Origin of the sequence: Halomonas sp. 113 (assembly GCF_904067645.1) — a bacterium.
Taxonomy (GTDB): domain Bacteria; phylum Pseudomonadota; class Gammaproteobacteria; order Pseudomonadales; family Halomonadaceae; genus Vreelandella; species Vreelandella titanicae.
In genome coordinates, this window is the sequence record NZ_LR881453.1 from 3,605,234 (window position 1) to 3,620,129 (window position 14,896).

General features: G+C 54.2%; 13 protein-coding genes. 7 read left to right on the forward strand and 6 right to left on the reverse strand.

The genetic code is table 11. The features are described from left to right. Positions 1–109 precede the first annotated feature (109 nt). The 3 genes from YERSI8AC_RS17065 to YERSI8AC_RS17075 all read right to left on the reverse strand — a co-directional run bounded on the left by YERSI8AC_RS17065 (position 110) and on the right by YERSI8AC_RS17075 (position 3,744). Positions 110–316, reverse strand: coding sequence for a cold-shock protein (locus YERSI8AC_RS17065; protein ID WP_022522448.1), 207 nt, complete (start codon positions 314–316; stop codon positions 110–112). Positions 317–520: 204 nt separating this feature from the next. Continuing rightward, positions 521–2,206 carry a GMC family oxidoreductase gene (locus tag YERSI8AC_RS17070; protein WP_022522447.1) on the reverse strand — a complete coding sequence of 562 codons (1,686 nt, stop codon included), beginning with the start codon at positions 2,204–2,206 and terminating at the stop codon, positions 521–523. Between the two features lie 26 nt (positions 2,207–2,232). Continuing rightward, on the reverse strand, positions 2,233–3,744 hold the full coding sequence (locus tag YERSI8AC_RS17075) for a CoA-acylating methylmalonate-semialdehyde dehydrogenase (protein WP_159177168.1): 1,512 nt from the start codon (positions 3,742–3,744) through the stop codon (positions 2,233–2,235). A gap of 150 nt (positions 3,745–3,894) precedes the next feature. Between YERSI8AC_RS17075 and YERSI8AC_RS17080 the strand changes: the two genes are divergently transcribed. Together YERSI8AC_RS17080 and msrA are read left to right on the forward strand one after the other, a co-directional pair. Then, positions 3,895–4,803, forward strand: a complete 909-nt coding sequence (locus YERSI8AC_RS17080) for a LysR family transcriptional regulator (protein WP_159177170.1) — start codon at positions 3,895–3,897, stop codon at positions 4,801–4,803. Positions 4,804–4,898: 95 nt separating this feature from the next. Continuing rightward, entirely contained in the window at positions 4,899–5,522 is a 624-nt protein-coding gene (gene msrA / locus YERSI8AC_RS17085) for a peptide-methionine (S)-S-oxide reductase MsrA (RefSeq protein ID WP_022522444.1), read from the forward strand. Positions 5,523–5,539: 17 nt separating this feature from the next. On the opposite strand, the gene YERSI8AC_RS17090 is transcribed toward msrA, so the two are convergent. The 3 genes from YERSI8AC_RS17090 to YERSI8AC_RS17100 all read right to left on the reverse strand — a co-directional run bounded on the left by YERSI8AC_RS17090 (position 5,540) and on the right by YERSI8AC_RS17100 (position 9,877). Further along, on the reverse strand, positions 5,540–7,126 hold the full coding sequence (locus YERSI8AC_RS17090; protein ID WP_159177171.1) for a sigma 54-interacting transcriptional regulator: 1,587 nt from the start codon (positions 7,124–7,126) through the stop codon (positions 5,540–5,542). 93 nt (positions 7,127–7,219) lie between these two features. Continuing rightward, the gene (locus tag YERSI8AC_RS17095) at positions 7,220–8,641 is read right to left on the reverse strand and encodes a hypothetical protein (RefSeq protein WP_022522441.1); all 1,422 of its coding nucleotides are present in this window, start codon (positions 8,639–8,641) and stop codon (positions 7,220–7,222) included. Between the two features lie 63 nt (positions 8,642–8,704). Beyond that, on the reverse strand, positions 8,705–9,877 hold the full coding sequence (locus tag YERSI8AC_RS17100; RefSeq protein WP_022522440.1) for an iron-containing alcohol dehydrogenase: 1,173 nt from the start codon (positions 9,875–9,877) through the stop codon (positions 8,705–8,707). A gap of 422 nt (positions 9,878–10,299) precedes the next feature. On the opposite strand from YERSI8AC_RS17100, the gene YERSI8AC_RS17105 reads away from it, so the two are divergent. The 5 genes from YERSI8AC_RS17105 (at position 10,300) to YERSI8AC_RS17125 (ending at position 14,792) form a co-directional block, all read left to right on the forward strand. Next, positions 10,300–11,085: an ABC transporter substrate-binding protein gene (locus tag YERSI8AC_RS17105; RefSeq protein WP_201304236.1), complete on the forward strand. Its 786-nt coding sequence runs from the start codon at positions 10,300–10,302 to the stop codon at positions 11,083–11,085. Positions 11,086–11,205: 120 nt separating this feature from the next. Beyond that, positions 11,206–11,871: an amino acid ABC transporter permease gene (locus YERSI8AC_RS17110; RefSeq protein ID WP_022522437.1), complete on the forward strand. Its 666-nt coding sequence runs from the start codon at positions 11,206–11,208 to the stop codon at positions 11,869–11,871. Continuing rightward, the gene (locus YERSI8AC_RS17115) at positions 11,868–12,596 is read left to right on the forward strand and encodes an amino acid ABC transporter ATP-binding protein (protein ID WP_159177173.1); all 729 of its coding nucleotides are present in this window, start codon (positions 11,868–11,870) and stop codon (positions 12,594–12,596) included. The genes YERSI8AC_RS17110 and YERSI8AC_RS17115 overlap by 4 nt, the downstream gene beginning before the upstream one ends. Positions 12,597–12,608: 12 nt before the next feature. Further along, entirely contained in the window at positions 12,609–13,901 is a 1,293-nt protein-coding gene (locus tag YERSI8AC_RS17120) for an NAD(P)/FAD-dependent oxidoreductase (protein WP_159177175.1), read from the forward strand. A gap of 96 nt (positions 13,902–13,997) precedes the next feature. Then, the gene (locus YERSI8AC_RS17125; RefSeq protein ID WP_159177176.1) at positions 13,998–14,792 is read left to right on the forward strand and encodes an IclR family transcriptional regulator; all 795 of its coding nucleotides are present in this window, start codon (positions 13,998–14,000) and stop codon (positions 14,790–14,792) included. Positions 14,793–14,896: the final 104 nt, after the last annotated feature.

The following is a 14,896-nucleotide window of genomic DNA, read 5'->3' on the forward strand; positions in this document are numbered from 1 at the left end:
GAAAGCATAAGGATTACCCTAATTATACAGATACAAAAAACCCCGCGCTCGGCGGGGTTTTCTGGTCAATCAACGCTAGGCGGTGATTGTTAACACCTTAGTAAAGGAATTAACCTTCTACTTTGATGTTAGAAGCCTGAAGGCCTTTTTTACCCTGTGTGACGTCGAAGGAAACCTTCTGGCCGTCTTGCAGGGATTTGAAGCCTTCTGCCTGAATTTCTGAGAAATGCGCGAACAGATCGTCGCCATTGTCGTCAGGAGAAATGAAGCCGAAACCTTTAGTGTCGTTGAACCACTTAACGGTACCAGTTGCCATGATCGAAATCCTCGATGTTGCTAATTAAACCGGGAAATACCCGAGTTGCAGTGGGTATAACAAGAGACTTTCACCAGATTTAACGCTAGAGGCGCTTCTATACTGCTGACAACGTTCGACTTGCTAACCAACTGTAACTATTCTGCGCTCAACCACCCTCCTGCGTCAACACCCCCATAAAACGCTGCTTAGTAGATTTTGTCGCTAGTAAACCTCACGCCTCTTAGCCAGTATCCAACCGGCGGCCTTCTCGGCAATCATCAGCGTCGGAGAATTGGTGTTGCCACTGGTGATGGTCGGCATAACGCTGGCGTCAGCCACTCTTAGCCCGCTAATACCGCGCACTCTCAGCCGTGCATCGACCACTGCCATCGCATCATCTTCCTGGCCCATACGTGCGGTGCCCACCGGGTGGAAAATAGTCGTGCCGATATCACCAGCCAGCCGGGCTAACTCATCGTCGCTTTGATACTCGACGCCGGGTTTCACCTCTTCCGGCGCGTATTTGGCAAACGCAGGCTGCTCGGCGATACGCCTCGTCACCCGCAGAGAATCCGCCGCCACTTTGCGATCTTCAGGGGTGCTCAAGTAATTGGGAGAAATCGCCGGTGCCTGGCGCGGGTCGCTGCTTTTAAGTCGCACGGTGCCCCGGCTGGTAGGGTTCAAATTGCATACGCTGGCGGTAATCGCTGGGTAGGGATGCAGCGGCTGACCAAAGGCTTCCAGGCTTAACGGCTGCACGTGGTACTCAATATTGGGGTGCGGCTGATCCTTTGTGCTGCGGGTAAAAGCCCCCAGCTGCGAAGGTGCCATGCTCATCGGCCCAGAGCGCTTAAACAGGTACTCAAGGCCAATTCCCGCTTTACCCCACAGCGTGCTGGCTATGGCATTGAGGGTTTTGCCATTAGTAATCCGATATATCGAACGAATCTGCAGGTGATCCTGCAAGTTCTCGCCAACGCCCGGCAGCTCATGCACTACCTCAACGCCATGCTTACGCAACGACTCTGCGGGCCCCACACCGGAAAGCTGCAGCAGATGCGGCGTACCAATCGCGCCTGCGCAGAGCACTACTTCCCTGTTCGCCATGACGCGAAGCGGGCTGCCCTCACGCTCCACCTCCACCCCTGTGCATCGCAGCATGTTGGCACTTTTTTCGAACAGCAGCCGATTGACTTGAGTGGAGTGCCATAGTGTGAGGTTTTTGCGCTTAAGCGCGGGGCGCAAAAACGCTTTGGCGGTATTCCAGCGCCAGCCCGAGCGCTGATTGACCTCAAAGTAGGCCACGCCTTCGTTAGAGCCACGGTTAAAATCGTCGGTACGCGGGATGCCCGCCTGCACGGCAGCTTCGGCGAAATCATCCAGCACCTGCCACTTGAGGCGCTGCTTTTCGATCCTCCACTCCCCACCGTGGCCGTGAAAATCCCGGTGCTGGGCGTCTGCATCTCCGCCCTCGTCCAGACGGTAGTGGTCTTCATGTTTGATAAAGTCGGGTAGGCAGTTCTCCCAGCGCCAGGCATCGTCGCCGGTGACTTCCGCCCAGTGGTCGTAGTCACGCGCTTGGCCGCGCATATAGATCATGCCGTTGATGCTAGAGCAGCCGCCCAGGGTTTTCCCCCGCGGGTAGATCAGCGAACGGCCGTTGAGGCCTTTATCGGGCTCGGTGCGAAACAGCCAGTCGGTACGTGGATTATTAATGCAGTAGAGGTAGCCCACCGGAATATGAATCCAGTGGTAGTTATCGCGACCGCCCGCCTCTATCAGCAGTACCTTATTATTGGGATTGGCACTCAAACGATTAGCCATCAGGCACCCCGCGGTGCCTGCGCCGATCACGATATAGTCGAAGTAACTGATATGGTCGATATTGTTATGGGTAGATTCTGACATTGGTTGGCTCCGGTAACGTTTAGTCGCTACTTCGCCGTGGGCATTACAAATTCAGCCCCGGCATCAATCGAATCCGACCAACGCTGCATAATCGATTTCTGCTTGGTGTAGAAACGCACGCCTTCTTCCCCATAGGCGTGGGTGTCACCAAACAGCGAGCGCTTCCAGCCACCAAAGCCGTGCCATGCCATAGGTACCGGAATGGGCACATTGATACCCACCATGCCGACCTGAATACGGCGGCCAAACTCCCGCGCCACCGTACCGCTTTCGGTAAAGCAGCTAACGCCGTTGCCAAACTCATGGTCGTTAATCAACTGGATTGCAGTGGCGATATCCGGCACCCGCACGCAAACCAGCACCGGGCCAAAAATTTCTTCTTTATAGATCGTCATCTCGGGAGTGACATTGTCAAAAAGCGTGCCGCCCATCCAGAACCCGTCGGCGCAGTCCTCGCCTGCCGATGAAGCATTAAAGTTGCGTCCATCAACCACCAGTTCAGCACCTTCAGCCACGCCTTTTTCGATATACCCAGTAATCCGCTGGTGGGCTTGACGAGTCACAATGGGGCCCATTTCCGCATCCAGCTGCATACCATCTTTTACTTTCAGCGCTTTAGCCTGCTCAGCCAATGCTGGCACGACTTTATCCGCCACATCACCTACCAACACCGCCACGCTAATCGCCATGCAGCGCTCGCCGGCGGAGCCATAGGCGGCGCCAATCAGTGCGTCGACGGCTTTATCCAAATGTGCATCCGGCATCACTACCATATGGTTTTTGGCCCCGCCCAAGGCTTGAATGCGCTTGCCGTTGCGCGCGCCGCGCTCGTAGATCAGGTTGGCAATTGGCGTTGAGCCCACAAACGACAGCGCCTTAACATGCGGATGGTCGATCAGCGCTTCCACAGAGTCTTTATCACCCTGCACAACGTTAAACACGCCGTCGGGCAGGCCAGCTTGCTTAAGCAAGTCAGCCATCAGCAGCGAAGCACTGGGATCGAGCGGGCTTGGTTTCAAAATAAATGTATTACCCGCCGCAATTGCCAGCGGGAACATCCACATCGGCACCATGGCAGGGAAATTAAATGGCGTTATACCTGCAACGACGCCCAGCGGCTGGCGCATCGTCCAGTTATCGATCCCGGTACTCACCTGCTCGGTGTAGTCACCCTTTAACAACTGCGGGATACCACAGGCAAATTCAACAATATCGATACCACGGGCCACTTCACCCTGGGCGTCGGTGAACACCTTGCCGTGCTCTTTGGTAATTGCTTCGGCTAGCTCATCTTTATGAGCGTTTAACAGCTCTAAAAACTTGAACATCACCCGGGCGCGGCGGATCGGAGGGGTATCGGCCCAGGCAGGAAAAGCGGCTTGTGCGGCCTCTACCGCCGTATTGACGTCCGCCGGGGAAGCGAGCGACACACGACCGGTAACTCGGCCAGTGGCAGGGTTAAAGACGTCCTGGGATTGAGCAGACTCACCCGCGGTGACCTGACCATTAATAAAGTGCTGAATCGCTGTTGTTGTCATGGGAGTACCTAGTTAAGAACGCATGTTTAAAGCGTGTGCAAAAAGCTTACTTTCAGCCTAGCCTACTGGGCCTAGTGAACGGATCAATTGAGTTATTTAAAAGCCAGTTATAAGATTTACTAATATCACGACGAGCATTTGAGGCTAATCATGCAAGAGTACGCCACCCTGCGCGCCTTCGTGGCCGTTGCACGAACAGGCAGCGTGTCACGCGCCGCAGAACAGCTGCACCTGACTCAGCCGGCCATTAGCCTAAAGTTGAAGCAACTGCAGTCGAATTTAGGCCTCACGCTGTTTAGCCGCCGTCCTCAAGGCCTTGCTCTGACGCCCGACGGCCATGCACTGCTGCCTGCCGCTGAAAAGGCGCTGGCCAGCGCCCTGTCGTTTGAGCAAACCGCCGGGACATTACACAGCACGCTGCGCGGCAAGCTCTCAATTGGCACCATTGTCGACCCCGAATTTCTCCGTCTAGGCGCCTTTTTGAGCCGCTTGATGGCCCGTGCACCGCAGTTAGAAACCGAACTTCACCATGGGATGAGCGGCAGCGTGCTTAATCGCATTGAACAAGGCGACTTAGACGTTGGATTTTACCTGGCGCCACCCGCTCAAGGCCCTGGAAAAGGCAATGAGACGCTTGCTTGGCGTGAGCTAACCCATTTTGATTATCACGTGATTGCCCCAGCAGGCTGGGAAAATCGACTCATTGATACTCGTTGGGAGCACTTAGCCACGCTGCCCTGGATTGTTACGCCACAGGATTCCGCCCACCACCGGCTGTTAAAACAGGCGTTGGCACCGAGCGGCGCAGTTCCCAATCGGGTGGCCCAGGTGGATCAGGAGGCCTGCATGCTTGACCTGGTGCGCGCAGGCGTTGGCTTAAGCCTGGCCCGGGACGCCCTGGCGATGACCGAACGCCAGGAGAGCGGCCTGGCAGTGGCGGAGAATATTCGCCTGCCCTGCGCGTTAAGCTTTATCTGGCGTCATGAAAGCACCAACGAATCGACTGTCAACGCTGCGCTCAGTACGCTGGATGAGGTATGGCCCCATCGTCTAGGCTAGGTAGTGATAAAGGGACTGTAAGGAAAAGGAACACCAAGCGACTAATCAGCTCACTAATTAAGCAGTAACTCGCCCCCTCCACCGGAGTGCTTGCAATGATCCGTCTGTCCCCTCTTCGTCCATTTACGCTTGGCGTATTGGCGGCCGCTGGCCTAGCCAGCCCTTCGCTTCAAGCTCAGAGCAGTGCAGAAGCGACTTTTGCCGGTGGCTGCTTCTGGTGTATGGAACCGCCGTACGATAACCAACCCGGCGTCACTTCCACCATTTCCGGCTATATCGGCGGCGAGCTAGAGAACCCCACCTACGAAGAAATCTCCCAGGGCGGTACTGGCCATGCTGAAGTCGTGCAAATCGAATACGACTCCGAACAGATCAGTTACGAGCAGCTATTAGAAATCTTCTGGCGCAACGTCGACCCCTTTGCGGTCGACCGTCAGTTCTGTGATGTAGGCGATCAATACCGCTCGGCGATCTTCTATCATGACGAAGCCCAGCGTGAACTGGCCGAAGCGTCCAAAGCCGAAATGGAAGCACGCTTCGACCGGGAGATCGCCACCCAGATAGTACCAGCCACCAAGTTCTGGCCTGCTGAGGAGTACCACCAGAACTATTATCAAAAGAACCCTGTGCGTTATAAGTTCTACCGCTACAGCTGTGGTCGCGACGGCCGCTTGGAAGAAGTGTGGGGCGAAGAAGCCGGTGGGCCTACATTTGAGTAGCAGATGCACAATATGAACTAACGCCAGCGCCGCTGCTTTTTCACCAACGTCGACTGATCGATTCCCAGCACAGCGGCCGCTGCGCGAGTCGTGCCATGCTTGGCAAGCGCTTGTTGAATGAGTTGCTGCTCAAACCGCTTAACCTGCTGTCGCAGATCACCACTCACGGGCTCTAAACTAAGGGGCAGAGCGGGAAATATCTCATGCGGCAGCGTAGTGGTAGTGATCTCGTCCCCTACCGCCGTGACGGCTAAGCGCTCGGTCAAATTGATCAGCTCGCGGATATTGCCAGGCCATGAGTAGTTCGAAAGTAGTTCCAACGCCTCGGGATTCCAGCGCCTATTAACATCGTGTAACTGATTGAAGTGGTCTAGATAATAGTTCAGTAAGGGGATTACCTCATCGCGACGTTGCCGCAAAGGCGGTAACCATAGCGGCACCACACTTATGCGATAAAATAGATCCTCACGAAAGCTCCCTTTCTTAACGTGGTCATTTAAATCCTGATGGGTCGCGGTAATCAGGCGCACGTTGGTATGACGAAAAGCTGTCCCGCCTACTGGCAAATAGCGATTCTCTTCCACCACTTTGAGTAGCTTCACCTGCAACGCGAGAGGAAGATCACCGATTTCATCCAGAAACAGCGTGCCACCATGGGCCACATCCAGTAGCCCCTGCTTACCTCTTGGCGTAGCCCCGGTAAACGCCCCGGGTGCATAACCAAACAGTTCTGCTTCCAGCAACCCTTCCGGAAATGCCGCACAGTTAAGCTCCAAAAACGGCCCCTCCATACGGTCACTTTGCTGGTGGATATAGCGCGCCAACAGCGTTTTACCCGTACCCGTTTCCCCTTGAATCAGGATCTTCGCGGTTGATTTTGCCACTCGCTTAGCAAGCGCAAAACAGGGTTCCGTTTGTTGGCTGGTGATCACCCCTGGCGCACTCAGTGACTTTATCTCAGGTACTTTATACGCCTCACGAATGCGCTGGATCTGCTCCAGCTGCTCCTGAGCATGTTTCGCCAGCAACAGCTCGGTAATGTCACGCACACTGGTAACCACGTAGGCAATGGAGCCATCGGCACTGAACATAGGCGTCCCGGTCACAACGATCTTGCGACTGCCATGAATAGTCTGCACCAGCGTAATCGGGCGACGTTCCCGGATAACTTCCAACGAGGCTGACTTAGAAATAAACCCCGCCTTCACCAAGTCAGCCATATGAAAGCCCACTACCTCAGCTCGCGAAATGCCGGTGATACGTTCGTAGGCTTTATTGATCGTCACCGTAATACCATTGGCATCGGTGATATAAACACCGTCATGCAAGGCATCCAGAAAAGAACGTAATGGCTCTTGGTCAAAGCCAGACGCATCAACCCTTTCAGCCTCCATCTGAGGTTTAATGCCTGTTACGCGGTAGCGCATACACTCGCCTACCAACTGGCCTAGCGCCGCGTCGCGCTGTGCCTTTTCAATATCTGTGCGAGTTAATACCCCAATCACCTGACCGTGGGTATCAAACACCTCAACCGCATCAGTGCCGTGCAAATCAAATAACGGCAGCGCGGCTTCCAACGCAAGGCACTCTTCGATACGTTGCATAACAGCTCCCCTGATAGACCGCGCCCACCGCTTTCACGGTGGACACTGGTTCTAAATCCAATAGCTTTTAAGTCACTATAAAGGCAGAGTCTGTTATTTGCGCAAAGGCACCTCCGGTTCAGGATCAGTCTCTGGTAGCAATGTCTCATCCCAATCTTTCACGAAGGTTTTATCCACCTCGCCTGAGAAGAAGCGTTTGCCGTAAATTAACGCGCAAAGCAAGATACCTACCGCAAAAGCCCAAGTAGCACCTTTAATAACTAGCATGGCGGCAATAATGCCCGCGATACCCAAGTCCCGCTGGCTGCGCGCCTCCATAATGCCAATACGCACACTCACGTAGCCCTGAATCAACAGCGTCAGCGCCAGTGCAATCCCTAGAATCGGCTGCACCAGACTCACGATCGGCAACAATAATAATCCCGTATTTGTTCCCCAGCGAAACGAGCCAGAGCCACCAAAGATAGAGTTCATCGCCGCTTTACCCTGCTTGTAACGCTCCACCGTTACCACATGCATCGCAGCCCACAGCGGGCCACACATCACCACATCGGGGCCAAAGATACTCATCCCGAAGTTACGCCCACCAAAAATCATGTGTGCGCGATTAGGGTTATAGTCGATTTTTTCGTCCTGACGCTTCTCATCGGCCTCTTCCAGCAACGCCTTGCTTTGTAGCACATCGCCAAACAGCACAATGTAAGCGGCGATAACGGTGGGTAGTGCGGTCAAAAACATCGCCAGCGGCGGTAAGCCAACGCCAAACACCGTGTATTCGCTAAACATCAACGCAAAATCAGGCTGGCTAAAACCCCACTCCACATTCGGCCACGGAGCTTCACCAAACAGCGGAGCCACCACAATTGCCAGTACGATGATTGGGAAAATACCCAGCTTGCCTATGGCGCCCCACAAGCCACCCTTTGATTTCAGCTTGTTAAAATGGCGAGAGAAAATCAGGTAAAACGCAACACCCACAGCAATCGCAATGGTGAACGGGTACTGCTCAAAGCGACCGCCCTCATCAAACACCACGACAATAGCCGCCAACCCAGCGCCCATAATGACCCCCGCTTTAATAGCAGATGGTATGAGCCGCACCACTTTACTGGCCATGCCGGTTACCCCCAGCCCCAGAGCTAGCGCCCCCAGCATCATCTGGAAGGCAATCAGCGCATGAACTCTGTCTACCCCCTCTGGAAAGGTCGCCACATAAGCCATCAACAAAGGGATCGCAGGGGTAATCCAACCAGGAATAACCGGGTCACCCAGCAAGTGATGCATCAAATAGAGCAAGCCATTTAAAATCACAATAGCCAACGCCGCTTCAAACGGCATTCCTAACAGCTGCATCATTAGTGGGATCGCAGCAAGATCCACCGCACACATTAATAGCCCTTGCAAGTAGTCGGGCAGTTCAAAACGGTAGTGATAAAAAGGCAGGCGTAGTTTAAATGGCCCTAGCGGGGTATACGGGCTCTCTTCACCGTCAACGCGATGCTTCCAGGCATTCATGGCATGGACTCCTGTTTTAAAATTGTTAGTATTTTTAGATAGATGCTTTGTTGTTATTAAACGTTAATAAGCGGCGTGATAAATCGCCTCAATATCCGCCTGAGTTAATACCCGTGGGTTATTGCGCAACAAGCGCTCAACGTTGATCGCCTCAGCAGCTAATGCCGGAATGGCAGACTCAGGAATATCAAACGAACGCAGACCAGAAGGGATCTCCACATCAGCGCACAGTTTGTGTAAGCGCTTGATAACCAGATCCGCCACCGCATCATCGGAAAGGCCCGTTACTGGCTCGTCGAACGCCACCGCAATACCCCGAAAGCGCTCAACGCAAGCCAACTTGTTCCACTCCATGACGAAGGGAAGCAAGAGCGCATTGGTGACACCATGGGCTAAGTGGTAACGCCCACCTAATGGATACGCCAAAGCATGCACCGCGCCTACACCCGCATTACCAAACGCCAGCCCCGCCAACAGGCTGCCGGTGGCCATATCCTCGCGGGCCTGCAGATGGTTAGGATTGGCAAACGCCTTGGGCAGCGCGTGCACAATCAGGTTCATTGCTTTCACCGCCAACGCATCGGTAATGGGCGTGGCAAAGTTTGAAAGGTAGGCTTCCACCGCATGCACCAGTGCGTCCACACCGCTAGCCGCCGTCACAGAGCGCGGGCAGCTTAGCGTCAGCTCAGGAGCGACAATGGCTACATCAGGTAGTAAGCAATCGCTTACTATGCCTTTCTTCATTTGCTGGGCTTTATCCGACAAAATCGCAATATTAGTGACTTCAGAGCCCGTACCCGCAGTAGTCGGCATAGCAATTAAAGGAACCTCACGCCGGGCGACTTTATTCTCGCCAAACAACCCCTCAAGTGGCCCCTCATAACGCGCATAAACCGCCACACACTTAGCGATATCCATAGCACTGCCACCGCCAATAGCGATGACGCTATCGTACTGGCCAGCAATAAAAGCACGGGTGCAGATTTCAACAATTTCCACTTCCGGCTCGGGCGTTACTTGATCAAACACCTCATAGGTCACATTTAGCGCCATTAGCTGCTCGGTGATTATCTCCAGCGTGCCTGAAGCCACCACACCGCTGTCGGTAACAAGCAAGGGGCACTTCATTCCCAGCGTTTGGACGTATGACTGCAACTGCTGTGCAGCCCCATGGCCGGTAATCAACTTCCCGGCACTTTTAAAGCTACTTACTCGATTAAGGCTACTTAACTGCATTTGGCGTTTCCTATTAGCGTTTTATTGGTTGTTGTACCAGCGCCATCGCTCCATAGAGGTATGCATGCTGGCTACTTGTTACATAGCAAACGCCGTGCCAACCTAAAAAAACAATCAAGCAACTGATTTTTAAGTAAAAATACTTAACATACAACTTTGCATAAATAAGTGGCATACATAAGCGAACCAAAAAATCATCGGAAACATACATTTTGATGATTTTATTCATCAACACATTAGTGCGTTGGCCAAGAGCCTAGAAGGTACGTGCTTAAAACATGCATCATCCTTATTTTATCGCAATGCGATAAATAATAACTCTTGCCGATAAATAAAAAGTCACCTAGGCTCTGAAGTGACGTTACCGAAAAGTTATTAACAAGGCGTAAATAACAATTCCCAACACTCTCGATGGTGACCCAATGAAACCTAAATCTGACAGCCAACCTCTTCTTCACTTTAAAAAAGCGATGCTATTACCAGCAGTACTGGGCGCAGCCTTATCGCTTGGTGCCACGGCAAACGCACAGGAAGTGCTAAAAGCAGGCGGAACACCAAGCGGGATTCCGTTTACGTTCCTGGACGTGCAAACCAATGAAATCACCGGCGCGATGGTGGATCTGGTCAATGCACTGGGCGAAGATATGGGCTATGAGGTCACTATTCAGGAGTCCCAGTTCAACGCATTGATACCCTCGCTGACCGCTGGGCATATCGACATCATTTCCGCCGCGATGCTGAAGACCGAAGAGCGCGCAAAACAGGTCGCGTTCAGCGATGATGTCTATCCCTACGGTGAAGGCGTCGTTACCCGTCAGGACTACGATGGCGAGATCAACACACTGGAAGACCTCTCAGGCGAAGTGATTGGCGCCCAGGTAGGCACCACCTATGTCGAACAACTCAACAGCATGGGCATTTTTCCCGAAATCCGAAATTACGATTCCCTGGCGGACATGATGCGCGACATCTCGTTAGGTCGCATTGTGGCGGGTGTCGGTGACGCACCCATCATGGGTTATCACCTCAGCCAAGACCGCTTTCCTGAACTTCAGCTAGCCGACAACTACGAGCAACAAATGGTTGGCCATATTGGCTTTGCGGTTGACCAGGAAAACACCGAGCTGCTGGAACAAGTAAACACTTCACTTGCTGGCCTGAAAGAGAATGGCACCCTCGATGCCATCTTCGAAGAGTGGGGCTTATAAGCCACCGCCAGGTAACCCACCGGCAGCATTAACGAATCAGCCTGCTAATGATCACCCCAGCACCGCTTCACTGCCCCTTCGGGGGTAGTTGAAGAAGTGCATGCAAAATAAAGGCTTCCCATGGAGTTTTCGGACATCACCGCCTTTCTACCTATTCTATTAAAAGGTGCTCTGATTACGGTGCAGATCACCATTGGCGCCCTACTGCTAAGCACCCTGCTCGGCCTGCTCTTAGCCCTGATGAAGCTCTCGCCCGTGCGTGCGCTGTCGCTCACGGCAGGCACCTTCATCAATGTGGTGCGCGGCCTACCGATTATTGTTCAACTGTTTTATATCTACTTCGTACTCCCCGAACTCGGCATACAACTTAGCGCCTTTCAGGCAAGTATTATCGGCCTCGGCGTCGCCTATAGCGCCTACCAAGCGGAAAATTTCCGCGCCGGTATAGAAGCGATTGAAGCGGGCCAGATCGAAGCCGCCAGATCCATCGGCATGAAAAGCAAACTCATTATGCGTCGTGTCGTACTGCCCCAGGCGATTCGTATTGCGCTACCTCCCTACGGCAATACGGCCGTCATGATTCTGAAAGACTCATCACTCGCCTCCACCATCACCGTGGCCGAAATGACCAGGGCCGGGCAGCTAATCGCCGCCTCCACCTTTCAGAACACCACAGTCTATACCCTCGTTGCCCTGCTCTATCTCTGCCTTAGTCTACCGCTGATTTTTGGCGTTAACCGCCTAGAGCGCTATTTCGGCAAGTCAGCGAAAGGAGGCAAATCATGATCAATATCAACGCTATTCATAAATCCTTTGGCGACGTAGAAGTGCTCAAAGGGGTCAGCCTAACGGTCGCCAAGGGTGAAGTGGTGTGTCTGATAGGCCCCTCAGGCTCTGGCAAGTCGACCGTCCTTCGCTGTATCAACGGCCTGGAGTCCTATGATCAGGGCAGCATTACGATCAATGACCGCCAGGTCGATGTGGTCAGCAAAGATATTAACGACCTGCGTACTCAAGTCGGCATGGTCTTCCAGCGCTTCAACCTATTCCCTCACCGCACGGTGGTCGAAAACGTGATGGAAGGGCCGATCTTCGTCAAAAACGAACCCCGCGATATCGCCCACGCCAATGCCGTCGCCTTATTGGAGAAAGTCGGGCTGGGCGATAAAGTCAATGCCTATCCACAGCAGCTATCCGGCGGCCAACAGCAGCGTGTCGCCATTGCCCGCGCCCTGGCCATGCAACCGGAAGCCATTCTGTTCGATGAACCCACCTCCGCCCTCGACCCCGAACTGGTGGGCGATGTGTTAACCGTCATGCGTGACCTGGCCAACGAAGGCATGACCATGGTGGTCGTCACCCATGAAATGGGCTTTGCCAAGGAAGTCGCCGACCGCGTTTGCTTTTTGTATGGCGGGCAGATTGTCGAATCCGGCGACGCCCACACGCTGCTTACCCAGCCTTCCCACGAGCGCACCCAGGATTTTCTGCGCCGCGTGCTAAACCATTAGCGGAGACCAAGGATGGCAAACCCATCTCATATGCCCCCTTCCCTGTGGGCTGACACAGCCCCCGCGGGCAGAGACTACCCAGCGCTGCAGGGCGCCCAGCGCAGCGATGTGGTGATTATCGGCGGCGGATTTACCGGCCTTTCCGCCGCCCTGGCACTCGCCAAACGCGGCATAAGCACCGCCTTACTGGAAGCCGAGAGCATCGGCTGGGGCGCGTCAGGCCGTAACGGCGGCCAAGTCATTCCCGGCCTCAAATACGACCCAGATGAACTCATCACACGCTATGGCGAAGAGCGCGGCCAACGCATGATAGAGCTCTCTGCCCGCAATGCCGATGTGGTGTTTGACCTTATAAAGCAGCACAACATTGATTGCGACGCCCAGCAGCGCGGCTGGATTCAACCCGCGGTTACCCATGCCAGCCTGAAAGCGATTGAATACCGTGCTCGCCAATGGCAAACGCGCGGCGTAAACATCGCCTGGCTAGATCAGCAGCAGTGCGCCGAGCGTCTCGGCACTTCAGAGTATCTTGGCGGCTGGGTAGACCCCAGGGCTGGCGGGTTGAATCCGCTCGCCTACGCCCGCGGGCTGGCACAGGCAGCGCACGATAGTGGAGCAACGCTGCATGAACACACTCGCGTAAGCTCTCTTACCCGTGCCGAAGGTCGTTGGCGCGTCATGTCGGAAGGCGGTGCGGAAATTCAGGCAGAGCGGGTTCTGCTCTGCACCAACGGCTACAGTGACAATCTGCAACCTAAACTCGCCAGCAGCCTAATCGCCGCCAATAGCTATCAGATCGCCACCCGCCCCCTTACGGCAGAGGAAGGCAATCATATTCTGCCCGGTGGCGAAGTGGCGTCAGATGCCCGCAAGCTGCTGCTCTATTTTCGCCGCGATCGGGACGGCCGCCTGCTGATGGGCGGTCGAGGCTCCTTCAAAGACCCACGTAAGCCCAACGACTTTCGGCACCTAGAAAACGCCATCATCAAACTCTACCCCCAGCTAAAGGACGTAGAGATCGCCTTTCGCTGGGCAGGCCGCATCGCCATCACTAAGGACTCGCTTCCCCACCTACACGAACCCCAGCCAGGGCTCACCGTGGCGCTGGGCTATAACGGCCGTGGCGTGGCCATGGGCAGCCATCTGGGTAAATTACTGGGAGAGCACCTAGGTGAATATTCCCTGGAGGAAGCCCTACCTTTTCCTCTAACTCCCATCAAGCCGATTCCCCTGCACGGCCTACAAAGGCTGTATGTTGAAACGGTGGTCAATTACTATCGGGCCAGAGACTGGCTGGAGCGCTAAACCGCCCAGACGCTTCCACACCAACACAGAAGATGTTGATACGCTCCCCTTGCGGCCTCATACCCAAGGGGAACACGTAAGGAATTCTATAAAAGCATGAAGCACGCCAATGCCAACGAACCACGCTCGCCGCAGTTCAATCAATCGCTTGCGAAAGCGTTTGACCTGCTTGAGCTGTTTGATGCTCAGCACAGCGAGCTCAGCCTCTCGGAAATCGCCAAGTTTTCAGGGTTAAGCATGGGCTCGGTGCAACGCATCACCCATACGCTCGAACAGCTCGGCTATCTGGTCAAAGCGCCCGCCAGCCGCAAATACCGGCTCGGCATCCGCCTGATGACGCTCTCCGCCAACTATTTGGAAGCCGACTTACTGGTCGATTGCGCCAACCCCTACCTCTCGGAACTGAGCAACAGCTGCCTGGAAACCGTGTCGCTTACCGAGCCCTGCGGGCTCGATATGATCTACATGGCCCGTTTTACCAGCCGCCACTACATCCCCATTCATATGCCGGTAGGCAGCAGCGTACCGATGTACTGCTCCGCCTCTGGCAGAGCGTTTTTATCAGCACTGGACGACACCCGCGTTCAGGAGTACTTAACCGCCTGCGAGTTAAAGGCCCATACTCCAAATACGATTACCGATATAAGCGCCCTAACCGAACTGATCCGTGAATGCCGTTCACGCGGAGTCGCTTGGAACGATGCTGAATACTTTCTGGGGGATATCAACATCGCTGCACCAATACGAAACGCCGCCGGCTTACCGGTAGCCGCTGTGCACATCACAACCCCCAGCAGCCGCTGGAACCTTGATCGAGCATTGGAACAGTTGACCCCCTCGTTAATGGAGTGTGCTCGCGCGATAACCAAGGCCGCCCGCATGCGTAGTTAACGCTATCGCGTTTAATAATTTTTTTTCAATAAGCATTAAACATCTAACTGATACAGATTGCTGCGCTCAAATTCCATTAGCAATACTTGGAACTGATCACTCTT